Source organism: Curtobacterium sp. USHLN213 (assembly GCF_037144815.1).
GTDB lineage: Bacteria > Actinomycetota > Actinomycetes > Actinomycetales > Microbacteriaceae > Curtobacterium.
In genome coordinates this window covers 166,721-191,993 of the sequence record NZ_JBBCYQ010000004.1, presented here as the reverse complement: position 1 = coordinate 191,993, position 25,273 = coordinate 166,721, and the positions used below count along the sequence as shown (strand labels likewise).

19 protein-coding genes are annotated in these 25,273 nt (G+C 71.0%); 15 read left to right on the top strand and 4 right to left on the bottom strand.

Features of this window, described 5'->3' with window-relative positions; genetic code table 11:
- Positions 1-630 precede the first annotated feature (630 nt).
- From WFH25_RS07375 to WFH25_RS07365, 3 genes are all read left to right on the top strand, one after another.
- On the top strand, positions 631-2,454 hold the full coding sequence (locus WFH25_RS07375; protein ID WP_336697270.1) for an ABC transporter ATP-binding protein: 1,824 nt from the start codon (positions 631-633) through the stop codon (positions 2,452-2,454).
- 110 nt (positions 2,455-2,564) lie between these two features.
- Complete coding sequence (locus WFH25_RS07370) at positions 2,565-4,373, top strand: ABC transporter ATP-binding protein (protein WP_374474842.1); 1,809 nt, start codon at positions 2,565-2,567, stop codon at positions 4,371-4,373.
- A gap of 120 nt (positions 4,374-4,493) precedes the next feature.
- Positions 4,494-4,919, top strand: coding sequence for a DUF805 domain-containing protein (locus tag WFH25_RS07365; RefSeq protein WP_071294760.1), 426 nt, complete (start codon positions 4,494-4,496; stop codon positions 4,917-4,919).
- Between the two features lie 9 nt (positions 4,920-4,928).
- Here the strand turns inward: WFH25_RS07365 and WFH25_RS07360 are convergent, their stop codons facing one another.
- Positions 4,929-5,264: an MGMT family protein gene (locus WFH25_RS07360; RefSeq protein WP_070417756.1), complete on the bottom strand. Its 336-nt coding sequence runs from the start codon at positions 5,262-5,264 to the stop codon at positions 4,929-4,931.
- Positions 5,261-5,719, bottom strand: a complete 459-nt coding sequence (locus tag WFH25_RS07355; protein WP_070417757.1) for a GNAT family N-acetyltransferase — start codon at positions 5,717-5,719, stop codon at positions 5,261-5,263. Before WFH25_RS07355 ends, WFH25_RS07360 begins: the two co-directional genes overlap by 4 nt.
- Positions 5,720-5,795: 76 nt before the next feature.
- Between WFH25_RS07355 and WFH25_RS07350 the strand changes: the two genes are divergently transcribed.
- The 8 genes from WFH25_RS07350 (at position 5,796) to WFH25_RS07315 (ending at position 19,275) form a co-directional block, all read left to right on the top strand.
- A complete protein-coding gene (locus WFH25_RS07350) occupies positions 5,796-7,835 on the top strand; it encodes an acyltransferase family protein (protein WP_336697268.1) in 2,040 nt (679 codons plus the stop codon).
- Between the two features lie 20 nt (positions 7,836-7,855).
- Positions 7,856-9,100: an ROK family transcriptional regulator gene (locus tag WFH25_RS07345; protein ID WP_070417759.1), complete on the top strand. Its 1,245-nt coding sequence runs from the start codon at positions 7,856-7,858 to the stop codon at positions 9,098-9,100.
- A 192-nt stretch (positions 9,101-9,292) separates the two neighbouring features.
- On the top strand, positions 9,293-11,749 hold the full coding sequence (locus tag WFH25_RS07340) for a lamin tail domain-containing protein (protein ID WP_336697267.1): 2,457 nt from the start codon (positions 9,293-9,295) through the stop codon (positions 11,747-11,749).
- 101 nt (positions 11,750-11,850) lie between these two features.
- Positions 11,851-12,690 (top strand): PhzF family phenazine biosynthesis protein, encoded by an 840-nt coding sequence (locus tag WFH25_RS07335; protein ID WP_336697266.1) that lies wholly within the window; start codon positions 11,851-11,853, stop codon positions 12,688-12,690.
- 121 nt (positions 12,691-12,811) lie between these two features.
- On the top strand, positions 12,812-14,170 hold the full coding sequence (locus WFH25_RS07330) for an extracellular solute-binding protein (RefSeq protein WP_309777201.1): 1,359 nt from the start codon (positions 12,812-12,814) through the stop codon (positions 14,168-14,170).
- A 110-nt stretch (positions 14,171-14,280) separates the two neighbouring features.
- Complete coding sequence (locus WFH25_RS07325; protein WP_083403189.1) at positions 14,281-15,231, top strand: carbohydrate ABC transporter permease; 951 nt, start codon at positions 14,281-14,283, stop codon at positions 15,229-15,231.
- Between the two features lie 68 nt (positions 15,232-15,299).
- Entirely contained in the window at positions 15,300-16,130 is an 831-nt protein-coding gene (locus tag WFH25_RS07320; RefSeq protein ID WP_309780391.1) for a carbohydrate ABC transporter permease, read from the top strand.
- 31 nt (positions 16,131-16,161) lie between these two features.
- Positions 16,162-19,275 (top strand): alpha-mannosidase, encoded by a 3,114-nt coding sequence (locus WFH25_RS07315; RefSeq protein WP_336697265.1) that lies wholly within the window; start codon positions 16,162-16,164, stop codon positions 19,273-19,275.
- A gap of 277 nt (positions 19,276-19,552) precedes the next feature.
- On the opposite strand, the gene WFH25_RS07310 is transcribed toward WFH25_RS07315, so the two are convergent.
- Both WFH25_RS07310 and WFH25_RS07305 read right to left on the bottom strand, forming a co-directional pair.
- Entirely contained in the window at positions 19,553-20,398 is an 846-nt protein-coding gene (locus WFH25_RS07310; RefSeq protein ID WP_336697264.1) for a hypothetical protein, read from the bottom strand.
- Between the two features lie 53 nt (positions 20,399-20,451).
- The gene (locus tag WFH25_RS07305) at positions 20,452-20,889 is read right to left on the bottom strand and encodes a YdeI/OmpD-associated family protein (RefSeq protein ID WP_336697263.1); all 438 of its coding nucleotides are present in this window, start codon (positions 20,887-20,889) and stop codon (positions 20,452-20,454) included.
- 219 nt (positions 20,890-21,108) lie between these two features.
- Between WFH25_RS07305 and WFH25_RS07300 the strand changes: the two genes are divergently transcribed.
- The 4 genes from WFH25_RS07300 to WFH25_RS07285 are packed head-to-tail and all read left to right on the top strand — an operon-like array spanning position 21,109 to position 25,248.
- Positions 21,109-22,251, top strand: a complete 1,143-nt coding sequence (locus tag WFH25_RS07300; RefSeq protein WP_071294751.1) for an ABC transporter substrate-binding protein — start codon at positions 21,109-21,111, stop codon at positions 22,249-22,251.
- A 5-nt stretch (positions 22,252-22,256) separates the two neighbouring features.
- Positions 22,257-23,285 carry an ABC transporter permease gene (locus WFH25_RS07295; protein WP_336697261.1) on the top strand — a complete coding sequence of 343 codons (1,029 nt, stop codon included), beginning with the start codon at positions 22,257-22,259 and terminating at the stop codon, positions 23,283-23,285.
- Complete coding sequence (locus WFH25_RS07290) at positions 23,282-24,181, top strand: ABC transporter permease (protein ID WP_336697260.1); 900 nt, start codon at positions 23,282-23,284, stop codon at positions 24,179-24,181. The genes WFH25_RS07295 and WFH25_RS07290 overlap by 4 nt, the downstream gene beginning before the upstream one ends.
- Complete coding sequence (locus WFH25_RS07285; RefSeq protein ID WP_070417767.1) at positions 24,178-25,248, top strand: ABC transporter ATP-binding protein; 1,071 nt, start codon at positions 24,178-24,180, stop codon at positions 25,246-25,248. Before WFH25_RS07290 ends, WFH25_RS07285 begins: the two co-directional genes overlap by 4 nt.
- Positions 25,249-25,273: the final 25 nt, after the last annotated feature.

The window sequence follows — 25,273 nt, the reverse complement described above, 5'->3', positions numbered from 1 at the left end:
GGCACGCCGACGGCCCCAGTGTCCACGACAGACACCGGCCGGCGGCACCGCGGACACAACGGTGACGATGACGACGACTGGAGTGACGATGAACACGACGACCGGAACCGTGGCGACGGCTGCCCGTGCGGGTCTCGTGCTCTTCGTGGGGACCGCTCCCGACGCACGACCGTTCGGTGGGGCACGTGGCATCCGCCCACGTCCCGCACACGCGGCCGTCGCGCCGTACCCCCACCGGGGTGCGCCCGCCGTCACGGCACCGCTGTCCGCGTAGGGCTGCCTCCCACAGCCAGCGACGAGCCGTCGGCACCGCCCGACGACGACGAGCACGCGACGAGCCGCCGCGACACCAGCGACGACGACGAGCACGGGCCAGCGCGAGCCCACGCCTGAACCCGGGGGACGACTGTCTCCCGGTGCACTCCGACCGAACCGACGCCGCGCGCGACGCGGCGGCGGGCGACCGCGACGAGGACCGAGCACGCCCCACCGGGGTGGGCACGGCCCGGGACGCGACCGACCCGCTCGGCCGACGACCACCACGCAACGGACACCGAGCCTCCAGACCGACGGCTGCGACAGCAGCGGCCGGTACAGAGGATCTCGGCACGACGCACGAGGACGCAATCCATGTCCAAGACGCCAGACCAGGCGCGCCCGTCCACCGACCGCCCCTCGACCTTCCGCGCGATCGCGCGGATCTACCCCTACGTGAAGCCCTACCAGGGCCGGCTCATCGGCGGCATGTTCGCCGCCATGGGCGCCTCCCTGGTCGCGCTCGCGATCCCCTACGTCCTGCAGTGGCTCGTCGACGGCCCGCTGTCCTCGAAGGACTCCGCACAGATCTGGCCCGCGGGTCTCGGTGTGCTCGCGCTCGGCGTGCTCGAGGCCTTCTTCATCGCGTCCCGGCGTCGGATGGTCATGCGGCCGTCGACGCGCATCGAGACGAGCATGCGGAACGCGCTCTACGCGAAGCTGCAGGACCTGCCGGTGGCGTTCCACGACCGGTGGGAGTCCGGGCAGCTGCTGTCCCGCTCCGTGTCCGACCTGTCGCTGATCCGCCGGTGGCTGGCCTTCGGCGTCGTGCTGCTGGTCGTCAACATCGTGACGATCGTCGTCGGCTTCGTCGTGCTGTTCACCTTCGGGTGGCTGCTCGGCCTGGTGTTCCTCGTCGCGTCGATCCCGCTGTGGATCAACGGCCTGCTGTTCGAACGTCGGTACTCCGTCGTCGCGCGCCGCAGCCAGGATCAGGTCGGCGACCTCGCCACGAGCGTCGAGCAGTCGGTGCACGGCATCCGCGTGCTCAAGGCGTTCGGCCGCGGTCGCTACAAGCTCGACGAGTTCAGCGAGCAGGCCGAGGCGCTGCGCGGCACCGAGATCGAGAAGGCGAAGGCGATCGCGGGCATCTGGCTGTGGCTGCTGCTCGTGCCCGACGTCGCGTTCGCGCTCTGCCTGCTCGCCGGCATCTGGCTCGCGAGCCAGGGGGAACTGTCCGTCGGGCAGCTGTTCGCGTTCTTCGCGACGGCGACGGTGCTCCGGTTCCCGATCGAGTCGATCGGCTTCCTGCTCTCGATGACGTTCGACACGCGCACCGCGGTCGACCGCTTCTTCGAGGTCATGGCCTCGGAGAACACGATCACGGACCCCGAGCACCCGGAGACGATCACGGAGCCGCACGGTGCGCTGTCGTTCAACGCCGTGCACTTCCGGTACCAGGACTCCCCGCCGCAGTTCCCGGACCTCATCAACGGGGTCGACCTGCAGCTCCGACCCGGTGAGACCATGGCGCTCGTCGGGCTGACCGGCTGCGGCAAGACCACGCTGCTGTCGCTCGTACCACGGCTGTACGACGTCACGGGCGGCTCCGTGACGATCGACGGCGTCGACATCCGCTCGCTGACCCGTGCGGAACTGCGGCGCCACGTCGGTGTCGCGTTCGAGGACGCCACGCTGTTCTCGACGACCGTGCGCGAGAACGTGCTGCTCGGTCGCCCGGACCTGTCCGGCGACGAGGCCGAGGCCCTCATGCGCGAGGCCCTCGACATCGCCCAGGCGTCCTTCGTGGACGACCTGCCCGACGGAGTCGACACCCGTGTCGGCGAAGAGGGCCTGTCCCTCTCCGGCGGGCAGCGACAGCGCCTGGCGCTCGCCCGTGCGATCGCGGCGCGGCCGTCGGTGCTCGTCCTCGACGACCCGCTGTCCGCGCTCGACGTCGACACCGAGGCGCGGGTCGAGGCCGGTCTCCGCCGCGTCCTCGCCGAGACCACGTCGCTCATCGTGGCGCACCGCCCGTCGACCGTGACGCTCGCCGACCGGGTGGCGCTCATGGAGAACGGCGTCGTCACGGCCGTCGGCACCCACTCGGAGCTGATGGCGAACAACGACCACTACCGCTACGTCATCTCGTCGCTCGACGACGACGACGCCACCGCACGAGAGGAGGCGATGGCATGAGCCAGCAGGAGAAGAATCTCCCGGTCGACACGTCGGCCGGTCCAGGAGGCGCGGATCCCGTCGTCGACGACATCGCCGACACGCAGGCTGCCGCGCCCGTCACCGCCTCGATCACCACGCTCGGCGTGCGCGGCGAGGAGCGCGAGGACTTCACCAAGGCGGAGAGCAAGCGCCTGCGGCGCCGCTCGCTCGCCCTGCTCGGGTCGCTCGCCGCGCCGCTCAAGGCCCGACTCGTCGTCCTCGCCGTCGTGGTCGTGGTCTCGACCGCGGGCACGGTCGCGGGTCCGGCGCTCATCGCCTGGGGCATCGACAACGCCTTGCCGGCGGTGATGGAGCAGAACGACTGGGTGCCGGCGTTCGGCGTCGTCGCGACGTACATCGTCGTGGCGGTCCTCGGCGCCGTGCTCACGGCCTGGTACACGGTGCTGGCGGCGCGGATCAGCCAGGCGATCCTGTTCGACCTGCGCAAGCGGGTGTTCCTGCACACGCAGCGGCTCTCGCTCGAGTTCCACGAGACCTACACGTCCGGTCGGATCATCTCCCGCCAGACGAGTGACCTCGACTCGATCCGCGAGCTGCTCGACTCCGGGCTGAACCAGCTCATCCAGGGCGTGCTGTACATGGTGTTCACCGCCATCGCGCTCGTGGCGCTCGACCCGACGTCCGGGCTCGTGCTCGCGGTGTCGCTCGTGCCGCTGTGGTTCCTGATCCGCTGGTTCCAGTCCAACTCGCAGACGCTGTTCCGCGCCACCCGTGTCACCTCGGCGCGCGTGATCGTGCACTTCGTCGAGACGATGACGGGCATCCGGGCGGTGCAGGCGTTCCGCAAGGAGTCCCGCAACCGCGACGAGTACGGCGGCTACGTCGAGGACTACCGGCAGGCGAACACGAAGGTGTTCAACCTGTTCGGGACCTTCGACCCGGTGCTCGTGCTCATCGGCAACGTCACACTGGCCGCGGTCGTCGTCGTCGGTGGCTTCCGGATCGTCGGCGGGACACTCGAGGTCGGCGCGCTGCTCGCGGTCGCGCTGTACGCCAAGCGTTTCTTCGACCCGGCCCAGGAACTCGCGATGTTCTACAACGGGTACCAGTCGGCCTCGGCCGCGATGGAGAAGATCTCGGGCGTGCTCGAGGAGCGGCCGAGCGTGCCGGACCCCGCGAAGCCGGTGAAGCTGCCGGACGCCACCGGGAAGATGGACTTCGACGACGTCGTGTTCGCGTACAACAAGGGCAAGGTCGTCCTGCCCGAGTTCGACCTGCACATCCCGGCGGGGCAGACGATCGCGCTCGTCGGGTCGACCGGTGCCGGCAAGTCGACGCTCGCCAAGCTCATGGCGCGCTTCTACGACCCGTCGCAGGGCTCGGTGAAGCTCGACGGCGTGGACCTGCGGGACCTCGACACGAAGGACATGCGCCGCGCGATCGTCATGGTCACGCAGGAGGCGTACCTGTTCTCCGGCACCGTCGCGGACAACATCGCGCTCGGCAAGCCGGGGGCGTCACGGTCCGAGATCGAGTCGGCGGCGAAGGCGGTCGGCGCGCACGAGTTCATCATGGCGCTGCCCGACGGGTACGACACCGACGTGAACAAGCGCGGTGGCCGGGTGTCGGCCGGGCAGCGGCAGCTCCTGTCGTTCGCCCGGGCGTTCATCGCGGACCCGAAGGTGCTCATCCTCGACGAGGCCACGGCGTCGCTCGACATCCCGTCGGAGCGGCTCGTGCAGGAGGGGCTCGAGACGCTGCTCGCCGACCGGACCGCGGTGATCATCGCGCACCGGCTGTCGACCGTGGCGATCGCGCACCGGGTGCTCGTGATGGAGTACGGCCGGATCGTCGAGGACGGCACCCCGGACGACCTCATCGCCGGGACCGGACGGTTCGCGCAGCTGCACGCGGCCTGGCGGGACTCACTCGTGTAGCGGCACCGTCGGTCGACGCTGTCGATCGGCACTGTCGGACGAACCACGGATCCGACGTGGAACCACGCACTCGCGCTGGTTCCACGTCGGATTCGTGGTTCCACGTGGTTGGGTTGACCCATGAGCGACGACAGCGTGCAGCCCGGCGGCGTGGCCCTGCGCGACCCCTTCTACGGGGCACCCTTCACCGAGGCCGTCCGGCGGTTCTGGCGGAAGTACACCGTGTTCACCGGGCGGGCCTCCCGTTCCGAGTTCTGGTGGTGGTGGATCACGTCGCTCGCGATCGGCCTCGTGCTGCAGCTCGTGCCGCAGGTCTTCACGCCGGACACCCCGGTGCTCGAGAACCCGGTCGGCTCCTACCTGTTCGTGCTCTGGGGGCTCGCGACGCTGATCGGTTCCCTCGCCCTCGGCGCCCGACGGCTGCACGACGCGAACCTCTCCGGCTTCTGGCAGTTCCTGCACGTGGTGGTCGGCATCGGCTCGCTCGTGCTCTTCGTCATGTGTCTGCTGCCGTCGAACCCGAAGGGCACACGCTTCGACGCGTGACGGCGCCGCTCAGAACGGGTCGTCCGCGTCCGTGGCGGGTGACCAGCGCGCCCGACGCATGTCGATCCTCCAGGTCGTCGTCCCCTGCACGAGCGGGGTGCCCTCGGCGCGGTAGTGCTCGTGCGCCCGGGCCTCGTGGTGCACCGGGGGCAGGCCGCCCGACCGCACCACGCGCCACCACGGCAGGTCGGAGCCCTCGTGCGCCATGACCTTGCCGACGGCACGCGACGCCCGGGAGCCGAGCGCCGCGGCCACGTCGCCGTAGGTCATCACGTGACCTGCCGGGATGAGCCGGACGACCTCGGCGACGGCTGCGCCGAAGTCGTCGGGGGGAGCCTCGGTCACACCAACTGCAGGACCGCGAAGTGGTCGCCGTACTGGGTCTCGCGCACGACCTCGAACCCGACTGCGCGGAAGAACGCCTCGGGGCTGTCGTCGCCACCGGGTTCGTACACGACGGTGAGGCGCTCGAGCCCACGGTTGCGGGCCTCGTCGGCGAGGCCGTGCACCGCGAAGCGACCGACGCCCCGACCCTGGGCCGTCGCGGACACGTTGACCCGCCAGATCGCGCTGCGCAGTTCTTCCTCGGCGTTGTCCTCGTCGAAGGTGCCGATGATCATGCCGACGACCTCGTCGCCGTCGAGGACCACGCGCGTCCACGCCGAGCTCGGCTTCACGTCCGACTCCGCGACGCCGTAGGTCGTCGGCTGCACGAACTGCTCCTGCCCGGGCTTGAGCGTCAGGGAGTTCGCCGCCGCAGCGGTCGACGCGGAGAGTTCTTCGAGGCGGAGGTCCGTCATGCCGCTCAGGGTAGCCGTGCGACCCGTGTGGGGGCCACTACCGATCCCAACGCATGACATGTAATATGTCAACATCATGACCTTCGATCGACGGATCCGCCACGACCTCACCGCATTGCGGGCAGTCGCCGTCCTGCTCGTCGTCGGCGTCCACGCGTTCGGCGTCCCGATCGGCGGGTGGGTCGGCGTCGACGTGTTCTTCGCGCTCTCCGGGTACCTGCTCGCGCGATCGATGGTGTCCGAACGAGTGCGAACCGGACGCTTCGCACTCGGCGGCTTCCTCCGCCGCCGTTTTTGGCGGCTGTTCCCGGCAGCGGTGCTGACCCTCGCCGTCGTGGCGATCGGCGCTGTGGTCGCGCTCCGCCAGCCGCTCGCCGCGTCCGTCCTGCGCGATTCGGGAGCGGCCGCGCTCGGCATCGTGAACTGGGTGTTCCTCGGCCGTGACGCCGACTACTGGGCGTCGGCGTCCTCAACGTCCCCCCTCCAGCACTTCTGGTCGCTCAGTGTCGAGCTCCAGTTCTACGTCGTGTTCCCGCTGCTCGTGGCGGTCCTCTGGCGATCGCTCCGTCGACCCGACGCCGTCTCGGTGCGACGCATCGCCGTCGCGGCCTCGGTGCTCGTGCTCGTCGCGTCCGTGGCCTGGGCCGCGTCGGCGGGGACGACCGCGCCAGCAGCCTCGTACTTCGACACGGGATCGCGTCTCTGGGAACTGGCCGCCGGAGCCGCCCTCGGAGCACTCTCGGTCCCAGTCGGTGCGCGGACGCAGCGCGTGCCGGCCCGCATCCGCGTCGGCGGCGTCCTGTCCGGGCTCGGGATCATCGGGGTCGCCGCCCTCACCGCCCCTGGTGCGGATGCCGTCCCGGTCCCCGACGCGGTCCTGGCGGTCGTGGGAACGATCGTGGTGCTCGTCTCCGGGCAGGGGCTCCCTCCGCTCTCTGTCCTCCGGTGGCGCCCGGTGCAGTGGGTCGGTGAAGCGTCCTACTCGATCTACCTCTGGCACTTCCCGGCGATCGTCGCGGCGGCGTACGTCTTCCCCGAGCAGCGAGCGGTCGCCGGGAGCGCGGCCGTCCTCGTCGGGCTCGTCCTCGGCGGACTGTCACGCCGCTGGGTGGAACTCCCGGCGATGCGGGTCGGACGCCGACCCGGTGCGACCGTCCGCGTCGTCGCCTCGGTCGCGTCTTTCGCGGTGGTGGCGTTCGGGACGGGTACGTTCACGGCAGCCCCGACCCCGCAGACCGGGCGGGTCGGCGACGGGGTGGCCAGCGCGGTCGGCGAACCCTGGACCCCGCGGTCCCTCGGTGCCGCGCTCGGGAATGGTCTCCGGTCGGAACGGTGGCCGGTCGGACTCACCCCGGCGCTGGACGAACTGGTGCCGGGGCCGCCGCAAGGGTACGAGGCGTGCGACCGGACTGTCATCGGCGATCCCGGGTCGTGTCGCTTCGCGGCGGATGATCCCGTCCGACAGGCCACGGTCGTGGGGAGCTCCGTGGGGGTCGCCCTGATGCCCGCGGCTGTCGGGGCCTTCGGACATGACTCGATCGTGCGCGGGTTGACCGCCAGCGGCTGTCCGATGCTCGACATCGCCGTGCGCGGGAAGTCAGACGACGATCGCAGGCGGTGCAATGAGCAACGAGCCGCGGCCATCGACGAGATCAACGAGACGACGCCGGACATCGTGGTCGTCACCCACGGGTACGACGGGGTCGCGCAGCTCGTCGGGCGCCCGAGTCTGCCCGAGGCTGCGCGCGAGTGGGAAGCCGCCGCCGGTCGGTTCGTCGACGCCGTCGCCGGCTCGGGCGCCCGGGTCGTCTTCGTCGCCGCGGTGCCGCAGGGCGGGGACCCGTCGCAGTGTGCGGCGTTGCGGCTGAACGGCCCGGACGCGTGCACCTCGGAACTGTCGGACGCGTACCAGCTCGGAGCCGCTGCCGAGCGTCGAGTCGCCGAGTCCCGGGCGGGCGTGGACTTCGTCGATTCGAGCGGCTGGTACTGCGTCGACGGCCGCTGCCCGGTCCTCGCGGACGACGTCCTGATCCGGAAGGACGGCCAACACATCACGCGCGAGTTCTCCGAGCGTCTCGCCGTGGTCCTCCGCGAAGCGGTACTCGCCGAGCGGTGACAGCGCGGTATGGTCGCGGCATGGCAGAGCATCGGCGCGGGGCGAACCTCCCGTCGATCGGCGGGTTCAACCGGACGGTGGTGCTCGACGCCGTGCGCCGTTCGCCGGACGGGCTGAGCCGCGTCGAGCTCGCCTCCCGCACGGGCCTCAGCGCGCAGACCGTGTCGAACGTCACGCGGTTCCTCATCGAGGCGGGGATGATCGCCGAGTCGGGCACGGTCGTGTCCGGTCGCGGCAAGCCCCGCACGATCCTGCGGCTCGAGGCCGGCAGCCGCTACGCCGTCGGGGTGCACGTGGACCCGGCCGTCGTGACGTACGTGCTGCTCGACCTCGCGGGCACCGTGGTCGCGTCGAGCACCACGTCGACCCCGACCGCGGACGACCCGTCCGAGGTCGTCCGGACCATCGCGACCGCGATCGACGAGCTCGTCTCGGGGGCGCGCGTCGACGTCGAGGCCGTGCTCGGGGTCGGCATCGCCAGCCCCGGACCCATCGACGTCGACGCCGGCGTGGTGCTCGACCCGCCCTTCCTGCCGCGGTGGCGCGACGTCCCGCTGCGCGACGCGCTCGCCGAGGCGACCGGGTACCCCGTCCTCCTCGAGAAGGACGTCACGGCGGCGGTGGTGGGGGAGATGTTCCTCGCCGGGGAGTCCTCCGCGCGGAACTTCGCCTTCGTGTACTTCGGCACGGGCTTCGGCGTGGGCCTCGCCGTCGACCACGAGCCCGTCCGCGGGGTCGGGTCGAACGCCGGTGACGCCGGGCACATCATGGTCGACCAGGGCTCGCTCGCCGGGACGCCGGACGGCGAGGGCACGCGGGGCGAGGTCGGCGCGGCGGTGGCACCGGACCGCCTCGTGCACATCGCGCAGGCCCGGGGGCTCGCGCTCGGCGGCGCACCCGCGGACGTCGCCGCGGTCGACCGTGCCTGGGACGCCCTCGGCGCGGCGATCGACGCCGAGGACCCGGTCGCGGTCGGACTCGCGGCCGAGGCGGGGACCGTGATGGGCAACGCCGTCGTCCTCATCGTCAACCTGCTCGACATCGACCGCGTGGTGTTCGGCGGCCCGTTCTGGTCGCGGATCGCGAGCGCGGCCCTCCCCGCGGCGCGCGAGGCGATCGTCGGTTCGCCACTCCTCGTGCCGAAGCACCCGGTCGTGGTGACCGAGAGCGGTCGCGGAGCGGACGTGGCCGCGGTCGGCGCGGCCTGCCTCGTCCTCGACGCGGCGCTGTCGCCGCGGGCGAGCACCCTCCTCATCCGTCGCTGACGGGGGTCGGTCGCGACCAGCCCGTGACGGGAGGCGCGGTGCAGGCCCGACCCGCGCCTCCCGTCCGGCACATGGTGCCGTTCCCCGTGTCGCGCGCGACACCCGTCGTTCACCTCGCCGCCACCGGCCGGATGCCCGGATGCTGAACAGTCGTGCAGGTCCCCCCCCCCGAACTCCTGAGAAGGACTCTGCATGCATCCCCGTGCTCTGCGCCTCGGCGCGTCCGTCGCCGCCGCCCTCGTCGTCGCCGCCGGCGTGCTGACGACGTCGCCCGCCTCCGCTGCCGTCGGTGACGACGATCCGTCCGTGGGCGCCGCGAGCCCGAACGGACTCGTCGTGAACGAGGTCGAGTCGAACGGCGACGACACCGACTGGGTCGAACTGCGGAACACCTCGTCGGCGGCGATCGACCTGTCCGGGTACGCGTTCCTCGACGACGACAGCTCGCACGAGGCGTACGTCCTGCCCGCCGGTTCGACCATCGCCGCCGGCGGGTACTTCGTCATCGACCAGGTGTCGGCGACCGCTCCCGGCTTCGACTTCGGGCTCGGCGGCGCCGACACCGCCAGGGTGTACGACCCGGCGGGCGAGCTCGTGCTGCGGTACTCGTGGACGGCGCACGCCGCGGTGACGTACGGGCGCTGCCCGGACGGGACCGGCGCGCTCGTGGACACCACGGCGTCGACGAAGGGTGCGGCGAACGACTGCTCCTCGCCGGTGCGCATCAACGAGGTGGAGTCCGACGGTGGGACCCCGGGCGACTGGGTCGAGCTGACGAACGTCGGGACGACCACGGTCGACCTCGGCGGGTACGTGTTCCGGGACAGCGACGACACGCACGCGTACACGATCCCGACCGGGACGACCGTCGCACCGGGTGGCTTCACCGTCCTCGACGAGCAGGACTTCGGGTTCGGGCTGGGCAAGGCGGACTCTGCGCGGGTGTTCGATCCTCGTGGCGACGTCGTCGACTCGTACACGTGGACCGCGCACGCCGCGACGACGTACGGCCGGAACCCGGACGGCACCGGCGCGTTCGCGGAGACCTCGGCACCGACCAAGGGCACCGCGAACCGGTTCGCCGGGGTCGTCACCGCCGAGGCGTGGCCCGGTGGTCCGGACGAGCGGGTGCTCGACGACGAGGACACCTTCACCGGTGACCTGAGCGGCATCGACTGGACGGCCTCGGGTTCGGGTTCGACGTCGGGTTCGGCCGCCGGGCAGCTCTGGGCCGTGCAGAACGGGGACGGGCTGCTCTACCACCTCGTGTCCGACGGCGAGGGCGGATGGGCGCCCTCGAACGCGGCCGGTACTGAACTGCACTACGCCGACGGTTCCGGCACCCCGGATGCCGAGGGCGTCACCGTCACGTCGGACGACCCCGGCGCGGTCTACGTCTCGACCGAGCGGAACAACGACGTGTCGTCCACGAGCCGCCCGGCCGTCCTGCGCTTCGCCACCTCCGACGGCTCCCAGTCGACGCTGGACGCCACCGACGAGTGGAACCTCGCGGCGGACTTCCCCGGGCTCGGCGCGAACGCGGGCCTCGAGGGCGTCACCTGGGTCCCGGACTCCTGGCTCACCACGCACGGCTTCGCGGACGAGCACACCGGCGCCGCGTACACGCCGGCGACCTACGCCGGACACGGTGACGGGCTGTTCTTCGTCGGCGTCGAGGGCACGGCCAGCGTGTACGCGTACGCCCTGATGTCCGACGGCGCCTTCCAGCGGGTGGCCACGATCGCGACGCCGTTCTCCGTCGTCGCGGACGTCCAGTTCGACCCGACGCTCGACGCGCTCTGGGTGGTCTGCGACGACGCGTGCTCGGGCCGGACGGCGCTGTACGAGGTGGCCGACGGAGCCTTCGCGGCGACGGCCGTGTACGAGGCGCCGTCGAACGCCGACCGGACGCTGGCGAACGAGGGCTTCGCGATCTCGGGTGTCTGCACGGGTGGCTCGCGGGCGACCTTCTACGCCGACGACAACGACACGGACGGGTTCTCGCTCCGGACGGGCACCTATCCGTGCGACTCGTCGACCCCGGGCGACGGTGGGACGCCGGGCGACGGTGGGACGCCGGGCGACGGTGGGACGCCGGGCGACGGCGGGACCCCGGGCGACGGTGGCACGACGCCGACGCCGGGTGGCGGGTCGACGCCCGCCCCGGGTGGCGCCGCGCCCGGTGGCTCCACCCCCGGAACGGGCACCTCGCCCTCGGGTGCGCCTGTCGCACCGTCCGAGTCGTCCCTGACCGAGGCGAACCGCGGCACGCTCACCGCCCCGGCCACGGCGCGCCCCGGCGAGACGATCACGATCGGCGTCGGCACCCGGTACGCCGGGCAGCAGGTGCACGTCTGGATGTTCTCCACGCCGACGCTGCTCGGGACCGCCACGGTCGCGGCGGACGGCACGGTCACGGCGACCATCCCGACCGACGCCCCCGCAGGCGAACACCGCATCGTGGTGACCGCCGAGGACGGCACGGTGCTGGGCTGGACCACGATCACGATCGACCCCGTGACCGGTGCGCTGGCGTTCACGGGTGCCGAGGGGCTCGGGGTCGGCGCCGTGGCGGCGTTCCTGCTCCTGGCCGCCGGTGCGGGCGTGCTCGTGCTCCGTCGGCGCCGGGGGATCCCCGCCTCGGAGTGATCTGGTGAGCAGGAATGGTCGGGTTCGTGATGCGGACCCGACCATTCCTGCTCACGAACGCGCGCCCGCGGCCCCGACGCCCGCGGCGGTACGGTCGCAGGGTGCACAACGAGATCCTCCGGTACACCGCCTTCGCCGCCGAGCCCGGCGGCGGCAACCCCGCCGGCATCGTGCTCGACGCGGCCGACCTCTCCGACGACGAGATGCTCGCGATCGCGCAGGAGGTCGGGTACCCCGAGACCGCCTTCGTCACCGGGCAGACCGCCGCGGGCCCGCGCCTGCGGTACTTCTCGCCGGCGGCCGAGGTCCCGTTCTGCGGCCACGCCACGATCGCCACGGCCGTGGTGCTCGCCGAGCGCGAAGGTCTCGGGCGCCGGGTCTTCACGACCGCCGCGGGGGAGATCGCCCTCGACGCCACGACCGCTCCGGACGGCAGCGTGCAGGTCGCGATGACGAGCGTCCAGCCGGCGTCCCGGCCGCTCGACCCCGACCTCCGCGACCGCCTGTTCGCCCTGCTCGGCCTGAGGGTCGACGACGTCGCGACGGGCTTCCCGGTGCTCGAGTCCTTCGCCGGCAACTGGCACCCGGTGATCGTCCTCGCCGACGTCGAGTTGTTCCACCAGTTCCGCTTCGCCCCGGAGCCCCTCGCGGCCCTCAAGCGCGAGGCCGGCTGGGCGGGGACGGTCACGGTCCTGCACCGCACCGACGCGCTCGAGTACGAGGCGCGCAACCTCTTCCCGGCCGGCCGGATCACCGAGGACCCGGCGACCGGCTCGGCCGCGGCATCGACCGGCGCGTACCTGCGCGAGATCGGGGCCGTGCAGCCCGGCGACCGCGTGGTGATCCGGCAGGGACGCCACGTCGGACGGCCGAGCGTGCTGCTCGTCGACGTCCCGGCGACCGGCGGCATCACGGTCACGGGCGGTGCCACTCCGGTCTGAGCCGTCCGCGAGCGTGACCGAATCGACACGCCACAGCTCTTGACACGGATAAGTCAATACGGTGGAGTAATCCTGCGCGCGGGTGACGGAGCCCGCGAACATCCCGTGCAAAGGAGCACCGATGAAACGCCGCACCCGAATCATCGCCGGACTCGCAGCCGTGGCAGTCGCCGCGGTCGGTCTGGCTGGTTGTTCCAGCTCAGGCTCTGCCTCGAGCGACACCATCAAGATCGCGTACCAGAAGTTCGGTGCCTTCCAGCAGCTCGACGCCCAGATGAAGGTCGTCAAGAAGGAGTACGAGAAGGAGAACCCGGGCAAGAAGGTCGAACTCGTACCGATCCAGGCGCAGGAGAACGACTACTACACGAAGCTCGCGCTCATGAACAAGGCGCCGGCGACCGCACCGGACGTCATGTACGAGGACACCTTCCTCATCAAGGCCGACGCTCAGGCCGGCTACCTCCTGCCGCTCGACAAGTACACGGCGAAGTGGAAGGACTGGAGCCAGTTCTACGACAACGCCAAGCAGGCCGGTGAAGGCGTCGACGGCAAGACCTACGGCATCCCGATGGGCACCGACACCCGGGCCCTCTGGTACAACAAGGACATCTTCAAGAAGGTCGGCCTGCCCGTCCCGTGGCAGCCGAAGACCTGGGACGACGTCCTCGCGGCCGCGAAGACCATCAAGGAGAAGGACCCGGGCGTCATCCCGTTCAACGTCTACTCCGGCAAGCCCCAGGGCGAGGCGTCGACGATGCAGGGCTTCGAGATGCTCCTGTACGGCGCGGACGGCTCCGGCAACACGCTCTACAAGGACAAGAAGTGGGTCACCGGCTCGAAGCAGTTCGAGGACTCGCTGCAGTTCATCAAGGACGTCTACCAGGGCGGCCTCGGCCCGACACCGCAGCAGGCACTCGACAGCCAGGTCGGCACGACGATCGCGCAGACGTGGCTCCCCAAGGGCCAGCTCGCGATCGACCTCGACGGGTCGTGGCAGTCGGGGACGTGGCTGAAGTCCGGCACCGCGCCGTGGCCCGAGTGGTCGGACGTGATGGGCCAGGCACCGATGCCGACGCAGAACGGCCAGGAGCCGGGCTACAACTCGATGTCCGGTGGCTGGACCCTCGCGGTCGGCAAGAACTCGAAGAACCCGCAGGCCGCGTTCGACTTCATCTCGACCTTCCTCAACCAGAAGGGCTCGCTGAAGTACGACATCGAGAACAGCCAGATCGCCGTCCGCAAGGACGTCGCCGAGGACCCGACGTACGACGCGTCCAACCCGACGTTCAAGTTCTTCTCCGGGCTCGTGGAGCACACGAACTTCCGCCCGGCGACGAGTGAGTACTCCCAGGTGTCCAACGCCATCCAGGTGGCGATGGAGTCGGTCATGACCGGGCAGCAGACACCGAAGCAGGCGGCCGCCGCGTACGACAAGTCCGTCGAACAGGTGGTCGGCAAGGACAACACCGTCTCCGGCTGACGGGACGGCACCACCTGACGGACTGGAGGCGCGGATCGCGTCGTGCGCCGCGCCTCCAGTCCGACCCCACCCACCTTCGGAACCCCCTCCGCACCCGGAAGGCAACCACTGTGTCCAGCACCCCCCTCGCGCCGACGTTGTCGGCGCCCGGTGCGCCGAAGCGCACCGATCCGCCGGTCCCGCGCAAGCGGAAGCCCCTGCGGAACGTGGGACGAGCGGTCCCGCTCCTCCCCGCCGTCGTCCTGCTCGTCATCTTCCTGCTCGGCCCGGTCATCTCGTCGTTCTACGGGTCGTTCACCAACTCGGCGCTGACCGGGGTCGGCGCCGCCGACCAGCAGTTCGTCGGCCTGAAGAACTACGTCGAGCTGTTCCAGGACCCGGACTTCCCGAAGTCCGTCATCCTCACCATCGTCTTCCTGCTCGCCTCGGCCGTGGTCGGGCAGAACGTGCTCGGCCTCGCGCTGGCGCTCCTTATGCGCAGTGCCCACAAGGTCGTCCGCGCCGTCGTCGGCACGTTCGTCGTCGCCGCGTGGGTGCTGCCCGAGATCGTGGCGTCGTTCGCGGCCTACGCGTTCTTCAACGACAAGGGGACGCTCAACGAGTTCCTCGCGTCGATCGGCATCACCGGACCGAACTGGCTCTACACGTACCCGATGCTCGCCGTCATCCTCGCGAACATCTGGCGCGGCACCGCGTTCTCGATGCTCGTGTACTCCGCCGCCGTGCAGGAGGTCCCCGAGGAGATCACCGAGTCCGCCGAGGTCGACGGCGCCACCGGGTGGCAGCGCCTCGTCTACATCACCCTGCCGGTCATCCGCCGGTCGATCTCGACGAACCTCATGCTGACGACGCTGCAGACCCTGTCGGTGTTCACCCTCATCTACGTGATGACCGCCGGCGGGCCCGGGACGGACTCGTCCACGCTGCCGATCCTCGCCTACCAAGAGGCGTTCAAGTTCTCGCAGCTCGGCTTCGGGACGGCGATCGCGACGATCCTGCTCGTGGTCGGCGCGGTGTTCTCGATCATCTACATCAAGGCACTGAAGCCGGAGGTGGACTGATGGCCATCACAGCCCCGTCCCTCGACCAGACCACCACCCGTTCGGTGACCGCCCCGGGCTCGCTGCACATGACCTCCCCGCGGGGTCGGACCATGCGCTGGGTGTCGAACATCGTGCTGCTCGTCATCGCGGTGTGCTTCGCGGTGCCGTTGCTCTGGCTCGTGCTCGCCTCGGTCGACCCCGACGCGTCCCTGTCGGTGAAGGTGCCGTCGCAGTTCACGCTCGACAACTTCACGAAGGTCCTCACGCCGGAGCTGTCGTTCATCCCGCTCGCGAACAGCCTGCTCATCTCCGGCGGCACGGCGCTCGTCACCGTGGTGTTCGCGCTGCTCGCCGCCTACCCGCTGTCCCGCTACAAGATGCGCGTCAACAAGCCGTTCCTGTACGGGATCCTGTTCGGCACCGGCCTGCCGATCACCGCCATGATGGTGCCGGTCTACGCGCTGTTCGTGTCGCTCAACCTCATCGACAACGTGTGGGGCTGCATCTTCTTCCTCGCCGCCACCTCGCTGCCGATGGCGATCTGGATGGCGAAGAACTTCATGGACTCGGTGCCGATCTCCCTCGAGGAGGCGGCGTGGACCGACGGCGCCTCGATGATGACGACCCTGACGCGCATCGTGATCCCGCTCATGCGCCCGGGCATCGCCGTGGTGTTCATCTTCGTGTTCATCCAGGCCTGGGGGAACTTCTTCGTCCCCTTCGTCCTGCTGCTCTCGCCCGACAAGGTGCCCGCCGCGGTGAGCATCTTCAACTTCTTCGGGCAGTACGGGGCGGTGGCGTACGGGCAGCTCGCGGCCTTCTCGATCATCTACTCCGTGCCCGTCATCGCCCTCTACGTGGTCGTGTCCCGAGGCCTCGGCGGCGGCAACGCCCTCGCCGGCGGCATCAAGGGCTGACACCCGTCCCTGCTGGAAAGGAACCACCTCCATGCACCACGACGAACCCCTCGTCGAAGCCCGTATCGCCCGGCTCGTCCGGGACCGCATCGACCCCGCCGTCCTGCGCCGGTCCGCACCGGTGGAGATCGCCGCCTGGACCGTGCCGGACGAACCGGTCCCGTTCGACGTCGCGGTCGCGGCCGACTACGAGCCGTTCACGGTGGGCGGTTCCTGGGGCGGCCGACCGTGGGGGACCACCTGGTTCCGGATCCGCGGCACCGTGCCGGAGGACTTCGGGACGGCGCCCGGCACCACGGCGGAGCTCCGGGTCGACCTCGGCTTCACGAAGCGCCATCCCGGGTTCCAGGCCGAGGGGCTCGCGTGGCGGCCGGACGGCACGACCGTCAAGGGCATCGAGCCGAAGAACGACACCGTCCCGCTCGAGGTCGGTCCCGGTGAGTCCTTCGAGCTCTACGTCGAGGCCGCGGCGAACCCGGACATCGGCGGCGACTCGTTCCAGGGGGCGACCCCGCTCGGGTCGCGCTCCACGGCCGGGACGAAGCCGATCTACAAGGTGAAGGCGCTCGAGATCGTCGAGCGGGACGACACCGTGTGGGAGCTCCAGCAGGACTTCTGGGTCCTCCGCGGCCTGATGGCCGAGCTGCCCACCGACGGCACCCGCGGCGCGGACGTCCTGCGCGTGCTCGAACGCGCCGCCGACGCCCTCGACCCGGACGACGTCGCCGGGACGGCCGCCGACGCACGAGCGGTCCTCGCGCCCGTCCTCGCCGTGCCGGCCAGCGCCGCCGCCCACCGGGCGATCGCCGTCGGCCACGCGCACATCGACTCGGCGTGGCTGTGGCCGGTGCGCGAGACCATCCGGAAGTGCGCCCGCACCTTCTCGAACGTGCTCGACCTGATGGACCGCGACCCCGACTTCACGTTCGCCTGCTCCTCGGCGCAGCAGTACGCCTGGATCCGGGACGGCTACCCGTCGATCTGGGCCCGCATCAAGCAACGGGTCGCCGAGGGCCGGTGGATCCCGGTCGGCGGCATGTGGGTCGAGTCGGACACGAACCTCCCCGGTGGCGAGGCGCTCGCGCGGCAGTTCGTCGCCGGCAAGCGGTTCTTCCTCGAGGAGTTCGGCATCGACACCCCCGAGGCGTGGCTCCCGGACTCGTTCGGGTACTCCGGAGCCCTGCCGCAGATCGTCCGCGCCGCCGGCTCGAAGTGGTTCGTCACGCAGAAGCCCTCGTGGAACGAGACGAACGTCATCCCGCACACCTCGTTCCACTGGGAGGGCATCGACGGCTCCCGGGTCCTCACACACCTGCCCCCGGCCGACACCTACAACTCGGACGTCTCACCCGCCGACCTGAACCGCGGCGAACGGCAGAACAAGGAGCGCGGTGTCGCGAACACCTCGATGCTGCTCTACGGCTTCGGCGACGGCGGCGGCGGACCCACCCGCGAGATGGTCGCCGCTGCCCGACGCCAGCACGACCTCGACGGTTCCCCCCGGGTCGACCTCGGCACCCCGGCGCAGGTCTTCGAGGAGATCGAGGCCGCACTGCCGACGCCGGCGGTGTGGTCGGGCGAGATGTACCTCGAGTTCCACCGCGGTACGTACACGTCCCAGATCCGCACGAAGCAGGGCAACCGGCGCTCCGAGCACCTGCTCCGCGAGGCCGAGCTCTGGGCGTCCACCGCTGCCGTCCGACTCGGGCTCGACTACCCGTACGAGGAGCTCGAGCAGGCCTGGCACACCGTGCTCCTGCAGCAGTTCCACGACATCCTGCCCGGCTCCTCGATCGCCTGGGTCTACGAGAACGCCGAGGCGAACTACGCCGAGGTCGCCCGTGTGCTCGAAGGCCTGATCGGCAACGCCACGACGGCGCTCGCGAACGGCGGTGCCGCGGCGCTCGCCGGGGTCGGTGCGTCGTCCACCGCCCGGGCCGGCGGTGGGAGCGCCCTGCTGGACGCACCGTCGGGGGCGGACGCCGCCGGCGGCAGCGGCTCGACCGGGAACGTCGTGCGCTTCAACGCCTCGCCGGTCGCGGCGGGAGACGCAACCGCCCTGGGTGGTTCGCTGGGCGACGAACCGCGAGCCGTGCCTCCCGTCCGGAACGGCGACCGCTTCGTGTTCGACACCGGTGTCGTCACGGCGACCATCGACGCGGCCGGTCACGTCGTGTCGCTCATCGACCACGCGTCCCGGCGCGACGCCGTCGCCCCGAGTGCGGCCGCCGCGGAGTACACCGTGTTCCGCGACACCCCGAACCAGTGGGAGGCGTGGGACATCGACCGCGCCTACCAGCGCAGCGGCACGGTGCTCGAGGCGTCCTCGGTCGAGGTGTCCGGCGACGAACTCGTCGTCGAGCGCTCCTTCGGGTCGTCGTCGATCACCACCCGGTACTCCGCCGTCGCCGGGCAGTCCGAGCTGACGATCGTGACCGAGGTCGACTGGCACGAGCGCCAGAAGCTCCTCAAGCTCGCGTTCCCCCTCGACGTCCGCGCGGCGTCGGCGTCGAGCGAGATCCAGTTCGGCCACATCGACCGGCCGACCCACCAGAACACCTCGTGGGACATGGCCCGCTTCGAGACGAGCGCCCACCGCTGGGTGCACGTCGCCGAGCCCGTATTCGGCGTCGCCGTCGCCAACGACTCCACCTACGGACACGACATCACCCGGAGCACCCGGGCCGACGGCGGCACCACGACGCTCGTCCGGGAGTCGCTGCTGCGGGCACCGACGTTCCCGGACCCGCACGCCGACCAGGGGCACCACGTGTTCCGGACGGTGCTGCGGGTGGGCGCCTCGGTGCTCGACGCCGCCGATGCCGGGTACCGGCTCAACCTGCCGGTGCGCACGGTGGAGGGGACGACCACGGTCGACCCGCTCGTCACGGTGTCGTCGCCGCAGGTGTTCGTCGAGGCGGTGAAGCTCGCCGAGGACCGCTCCGGCGACGTCGTCGTCCGGCTCTACGAGGCGTCGGGCGGTCGCGCGGCCGACGTCGGCGTCGACTTCGGGTTCGACGTCGCCGGGGTGGCGGCGGTGGACCTGCTGGAACGCCCGCTGGGGGACTCGTGGGAGTCGGGGGAGCCGGTCGTGCTCACGCTCCGGCCCTTCGAGATCGTGACCCTCCGGGTGCGTCGGGCCTGAGGCAGCGGGCTCGCGCGCGAAGGACCGCGGCGCCGGACGGGACACGGGTGCGTTCCGTCCGGCGCCGTGCTGCGTCCGGGAGGCGCGGGTCGCCGCGGGCGCAGGTCGAACCACTCGTCGACCTCCGGGATCGGCGGCGTTTGCTGTAGCCTTGAGCGCAGGAGTTCGGCTCGGGCCGCGCCCGGTTCACGACCGGGGACTTCACAGAAACGCGGAGACCCGGGTGCAAGTCCCGGCGGGAGACCGTAGCTCAACGAGAAGAGCCCCGTTTTGTTCTTCACCGTGACGCCAACGCGGTGTCCACTTCGTGACGTTCGATCGCGAGCGGACCGTAGTGGTGGCGGGTGAACCCGTGCACCTTGCGATTCGCGGCGTTCCCGCGCAGGACGTCCGGTACCGACGCCAGCGCATCGGCCACGGCGATGCGGATCCACTCCGCCCTGGGCAATCCGAGCTGGAGGAGCCGGTTGGAATCCCGCTCGACGTTCTTCGTCACCGCGAGGGCGAGCAGCATCTCGCCGTGACCGAATCGGAGGCGATCTCCCACTCGAAGCGTCGTCGGGTCGTTCTTGGCGACCTTCGTCCACCCGGCCAATGCTTCCGGTGACAGGGAGGCGATGCTGCCGACGAGACCGCTGCCCACGCGCCCGCCGTCGTGGATCACCGCGTTGCGCATACGCCTGAGCACGTCCAGCTGTTGCAGCGGGACAGAGTCGAGCGTGTCCCCGCACGCTTCCTCCAGGAGTCCGTGCTGCCCTGCCGCGTGAGCGTCCCTCGCGCGACGACGGGAGAGCACCCCGGCCTCGGCGAGCATGAGCAGGCTCGTCTTCATGTGGTCCTCATGGAGGGCGAGCGCGTAGGCGATGCTCATCGCACCGAGGTGGACGTCGGCCTCGCCGAGGATGTCGCTCGCTGCGTCGGCCGTGAGGTTGAACCGCCGGATGTGGGGAACGTTCGGGTACACCTCGGGCAGGAGCCGTTCCGACCCGCGGTTCAGCTGCAGGAGGTGGTTCGACAGCTGGGCGCCGGCCAGCAGTCCCATGAGCGCGTTGCTCGCCTCGATGCGGAGCGCCTCGTACTGACGGTGTGCGGGGAACCGGACAACGCCGCTCGATGATGACATGCCACATATCTTCGCGTGGGAGTGTCCGCCGCCCGCGTCACGGCCCGGCGCGCCTACGAGCGCAGGGACTCGACGGCCTTGTCGATGCGGCGCTGCCGGGTCTCCGGTGCCTTCGCCTGCACGACCGGGTCGGCGAGGGCCCGCTGCCGCGAGTTCGACAGCGTGTCGAAGGCCGCACGGACCCCGGCCTCCTGCAGCGCCGATGCGAGGTCCTCCGGCAGGTCGACGACGCGGGGCAGCGTGTCGACCTCGATCGTGACCTCGACCTTGTCGCCGGCCGCGAGCCCGGAGGCGGCACGGTGCTCCGCCGACAGCGGGACGAGGGACTGCTCGTTCATCACGCCGATCGACGACCGGTACGTGTAGGCGCCGTTCAGGGTGACGACCACGGGCGGGCGGCGCCCCGCGCCCAGCGCGTCGACGACGTCGGACGGGACCGGCAGGCCGGTGGCCGTCTTCCGCGCCTGCAGGACGGTCGTCGTGAACTGCATCCGTGCCTCCTGGACTGGACCGTGCTGACCCGGCCGGCCCGATGCGGGCCGACGCCGGTGCCGGCGCCTGTGCCGACAAGCGAAACCGTACAGGCGAACCCGCTGTTCCGCCGCCGTTCACCGCCGCAGCACTGGCCGGAAACCGGACGCGTCCACGATCGTCCAGGACCCGGACCCCGGTCCACCCCGACGCACCACAGCACCCGAAAGGCACACCCCGTGCAGCACAAGCGCACCCTCGCCGGCATCGCCCTGGCCGCCGCCGCCATCGTCACCCTCGCCGGCTGCTCGGCCACGAGCTCCGCCAGCACGACCAAGGACGACACCGACTGGAAGACCGCCACGAGCGCCGAGTCCGCCGGCGGCATGGACGCCCTCGTGAAGGCCGCCAAGGCGGAGGGGCAGCTCAACGTCATCGCGCTGCCGCCGTCGTGGGCCAACTACGGCAAGATCATCGACGGCTTCACCAAGAAGTACGGCATCAAGATCACCTCCGCGAACCCGAACGGCTCGAGCGCCGACGAGGTCGCCGCAGTGAAGTCGCAGAAGGGCCAGTCGACGGCACCGGACGTGCTCGACCTCGGCAACGCCGTGCTGCAGCAGAACCTCGACCTGCTGACGGACTACAAGGTCGCGAACTGGAGCGACATCCCCTCGGACCTCAAGGACTCCGACGGCGCCTGGACCCGCGACTACACGGGCCTGATGTCGATCGGCTACGACTCGTCGAAGATCACGGACGCCCCGAAGGACCTGGACGACCTGCTCGGCTCCGAGTACAAGGGCAAGGTCTCGATCGCGGGTGACCCGACGCAGGCGAACCAGGCCGCGTCGGCCGTGTACCTCGCGGCGCTCGAGAACGGCGGCTCGGCCGACGACATCACGAAGGGCGTCGACTACTTCGGCAAGCTGAAGCAGGCGGGCAACTTCCAGAACGTGCTGCCGTCGCAGGCGACCGTCGCCTCGGGTGAGACGCCCGTCGTGATCCAGTGGTCCTACAACAACCTCGCGTGGGGCCCGGCGGCCGGCGCGAGCGGGAACAAGAACTGGAAGACCGTCGTCCCCGAGGGTCAGGCGCTCGGCTCGTACTACTCGCAGGCGATCAACAAGGACGCCCCGCACCCCGCGGCCGCGCGCCTCTGGCAGGAGTACATCGCCAGCCCGGACGTGCAGAACCTGTACCTCCAGGCCGGCGCCTTCCCGTCCACCCTCGCCGCGCTCGAGAAGTCGGGCAAGGTCGACCAGGACGCCCTCGACGCCGCCGGTGGCGCGCCGAAGGACTACGTCGAGCTGACCGACGAGCAGGTCACCGCCGCGGCGAAGGTGCTGTCGGCGAAGTGGGCCTCGACGATGGGCTCCTGAGCAGCATGACCACCGCATCGGCACCGGGTGTGCCCGCCCCCGCGGCGGGCACGACCGCATCGGCACCGGGTGTGCCCGCCCCCGCGGCGGGCACGACCGCATCGGCACCGGTCGCCGGGGCGACGCTCGTCACGAGCGAGCAGCCGGCCGATGCCACCGCCCGCCGCGTCGCCGGACCCCGTGTCCGGCGCCGCGGCGGCATCGCGTGGCTCGGCCTCACCCCCTTCGCCGCCTACGTCCTGCTGTTCCTGGCCGTCCCCGCGGTGGTCGCGATCGGCAGCGGCTTCTTCACGAGCGACGGCGCGTTCACGTTCGCCAACCTCGCCGCGTTCGCCGACCCGTCGGTCCTCCGTGCCTTCGGCGGCTCGTTCGCCCTGTCGGCCGTGTCCGCCGTGATCGGTGCCGTCGTCGGGGCGATCGTGTGCTGGGCGCTCGCCGCGCTCCGTCCCGACGGGCTCGTCCGGTCCGTGATCGACTCCGCCGCGAGCGTCCTCGCCCAGTTCGGTGGCGTCATGCTCGCGTTCGCGTTCATCGCCACGATCGGCGCGCAGGGCCTCGTCACGACGTGGTTGGTGTCCGTCTTCCACATCGACCTCAACGCCGAGGGCACCTTCCTCTACACGGTCCCCGGGCTCGTCATCCCCTACGTCTACTTCCAGGTGCCGCTGATGGTCCTCACGTTCATGCCCGCCCTCGACGGCGTCAAGACCCAGTGGGGTGAAGCCGCCGCCACCCTCGGCGCCTCCCGCACGACGTACTGGCGCCGCATCGGCCTGCCCGTGCTCGCGCCGGCGTTCTGGGGATCGCTGCTGCTCCTCTTCGCGAACGGGTTCTCGTCGTTCGCCACCGCGGCGGCCCTGATCTCCCAGGGCGGGATCGTGCCGCTCACCATCCGCACGCAGCTCACGAGCGAGACGATCATCGGACTGCAGAACGTCGCCGGTGTGCTCGCCTTCGGAATGGTCGTCGTGATGGCGATCGTGATGGGCGCGTACTCGCTGCTGCAGCGTCGGGCATCGAGGTGGCAGCGATGAGCGCGGCTGCCCCGGTGCGTCCGTCGCGCCCGTCGCGCCCGTCGCGCCCGTCGTCTCGTCGTCGGCCAGGAGGCGCGGCTCGCCCCGGCCGCTTCGGCGCAGCCCCGTCACGGGTCACCGCCGCGATCGTGCTCGTCGTGGTCGGCCTCGTGTTCGCCGTCCCGCTCGTCGCCCTCGCGCAGTTCACCTTCCGCCAGGGGACGGACGGCAGCCTGACGTTCGCGCACTACGGCGCACTCGTCGACCCGGTGAACGCCGCGACCTACCAGCCGGTGTTCGACGGACTCGGGGCATCCCTGCTCATCGCGCTCATCACCGTGGGGATCGTGCTGCTCGTCCTGCTGCCGGCCCAGATCATCACGGCCCTGCGGTACCCGCGGCTCCGTCGGGTCCTCGAGTTCGTGTGCATCGTGCCGATCACCGTCCCCGTGGTCGTCCTCGTCGTCGGGTTCATCCCCGTGTACCAGGTCGTCGCCCAGGTCTTCGGCTCGGGCGCGTGGACCCTGTCGTTCGCGATCGGCATCGTCTCGCTGCCCTTCGCGTTCCGACCGATCGCCGCGGCCATCACCGCGATGGACATGGCCGTGCTCTCCGAGGCTGCCCGATCCCTCGGAGCGTCGTGGTGGACCGTCACGTGGCGGGTGCTCCTGCCGAACCTCCGCCGCGGCATCACCGCCGCCTGCTTCCTGACCATCACGGTCGTCCTCGGCGAGTACACCCTCGCCTCGTTCCTCTCCCGCACGACGTTCCAGACGGCGCTCCTGCTCGTGCAGTCGACCGACCCCTACGTCGCCGCGATCTTCTCGCTGGGCGCACTCCTCTTCGGATTCGTGCTGCTCGTCGTCATCGGCCGGGTCGGCTCCCGCCGCCGCCGTGCCCCGAAGGAGTCCGCATGACCGTCACCGCCCCCGCCGCCCCGGCATCGCTCGCCACCGACGGCGCGACCGTCGAGCTGCACGGCGTCGAGAAGCACTACGGCGCGCACCGTGCCCTCGCCGGCCTGTCGCTCCGCATCGAACCCGGGGAGTTCGTGTCGCTGCTCGGACCCTCGGGCTGCGGCAAGACGACCGCGCTCCGGGCGCTCGCCGGCCTCGAGGCCATCGACGCCGGCTCCATCCGCATCGACGGCGTCGACGTCGCGGGCACCCCGGTGGACAAGCGGGACATCGGCATGGTGTTCCAGCAGTACTCGCTGTTCCCGCACATGACCGTGCGGCAGAACGTCGCGTTCGGCCTGGAGATGCGCCGGGTCCCCGCCGCCGCGCGCCGCGAGCAGGTCATCGACGCGCTCGACATGGTGCACCTGGCAGAGTTCGCCGACCGCTACCCGCACCAGCTCTCCGGCGGCCAGCAGCAGCGCGTCGCCCTCGCCCGGGCCCTGGTCACCCGCCCCCGCGTGCTCCTGCTCGACGAGCCGCTGTCCGCGCTCGACGCCAAGGTGCGGGTGTCCCTCCGCGACGAGATCCGCCGCATCCAGAGCGACCTCGGCATCACGACCGTGTTCGTCACCCACGACCAGGAGGAGGCGCTCGCCGTCTCGGACCGCATCGCGGTGATGAACGCCGGTGACATCGAGCAGATCGGCACGCCCGAGGAGCTCTACCGGTCCCCGTCCTCGGCGTTCACGGCGGACTTCGTCGGGCAGTCGAACCGGCTCCGCGGGGACCTGCGCGGGGGTGACGTGTTCGTCTACGGGTTCAGCGTCCCGGCCCTCGACGCCTCGGTGCCGGACGGCCCGGTGCTCGCCTACGTCCGCCCGGAGGACGTCGCCTTCGCCTCGGAGGGCGTCACCGGCACGGTCGTGGCCTCGAGCTTCCTCGGGTCGATCCGGCGCACCACGGTCCGGCTCGACGACGACACCGTGGTGACGGTGCAGCACGAGGTCGGCGACCGTCGTGCGGCCGGCGAGGCCGTCGCCGTGCGCCTGCTCGGCGCGCCCGTGGCGGTCGCCCCGCTCGCGTAGCCGCGAACTGACGGACGGGAGGCGC

Bases quoted from the DNA above. Each gene is read 5' to 3' on its own strand.
- WFH25_RS07375 (WP_336697270.1), top strand. From the start codon at position 631: ATGTCCAAGACGCCAGACCAGGCGCGCCCGTCCACCGACCGCCCCTCG.
- WFH25_RS07365 (WP_071294760.1), top strand. From the start codon at position 4,494: ATGAGCGACGACAGCGTGCAGCCCGGCGGCGTGGCCCTGCGCGACCCC.
- WFH25_RS07355 (WP_070417757.1), bottom strand. From the start codon at position 5,719: ATGACGGACCTCCGCCTCGAAGAACTCTCCGCGTCGACCGCTGCGGCG.
- WFH25_RS07350 (WP_336697268.1), top strand. From the start codon at position 5,796: ATGACCTTCGATCGACGGATCCGCCACGACCTCACCGCATTGCGGGCA.
- WFH25_RS07345 (WP_070417759.1), top strand. From the start codon at position 7,856: ATGGCAGAGCATCGGCGCGGGGCGAACCTCCCGTCGATCGGCGGGTTC.
- WFH25_RS07340 (WP_336697267.1), top strand. From the start codon at position 9,293: ATGCATCCCCGTGCTCTGCGCCTCGGCGCGTCCGTCGCCGCCGCCCTC.
- WFH25_RS07330 (WP_309777201.1), top strand. From the start codon at position 12,812: ATGAAACGCCGCACCCGAATCATCGCCGGACTCGCAGCCGTGGCAGTC.
- WFH25_RS07320 (WP_309780391.1), top strand. From the start codon at position 15,300: ATGACCTCCCCGCGGGGTCGGACCATGCGCTGGGTGTCGAACATCGTG.
- WFH25_RS07315 (WP_336697265.1), top strand. From the start codon at position 16,162: ATGCACCACGACGAACCCCTCGTCGAAGCCCGTATCGCCCGGCTCGTC.
- WFH25_RS07310 (WP_336697264.1), bottom strand. From the start codon at position 20,398: ATGTCATCATCGAGCGGCGTTGTCCGGTTCCCCGCACACCGTCAGTAC.
- WFH25_RS07305 (WP_336697263.1), bottom strand. From the start codon at position 20,889: ATGCAGTTCACGACGACCGTCCTGCAGGCGCGGAAGACGGCCACCGGC.
- WFH25_RS07295 (WP_336697261.1), top strand. From the start codon at position 22,257: ATGACCACCGCATCGGCACCGGGTGTGCCCGCCCCCGCGGCGGGCACG.
- WFH25_RS07290 (WP_336697260.1), top strand. From the start codon at position 23,282: ATGAGCGCGGCTGCCCCGGTGCGTCCGTCGCGCCCGTCGCGCCCGTCG.
- WFH25_RS07285 (WP_070417767.1), top strand. From the start codon at position 24,178: ATGACCGTCACCGCCCCCGCCGCCCCGGCATCGCTCGCCACCGACGGC.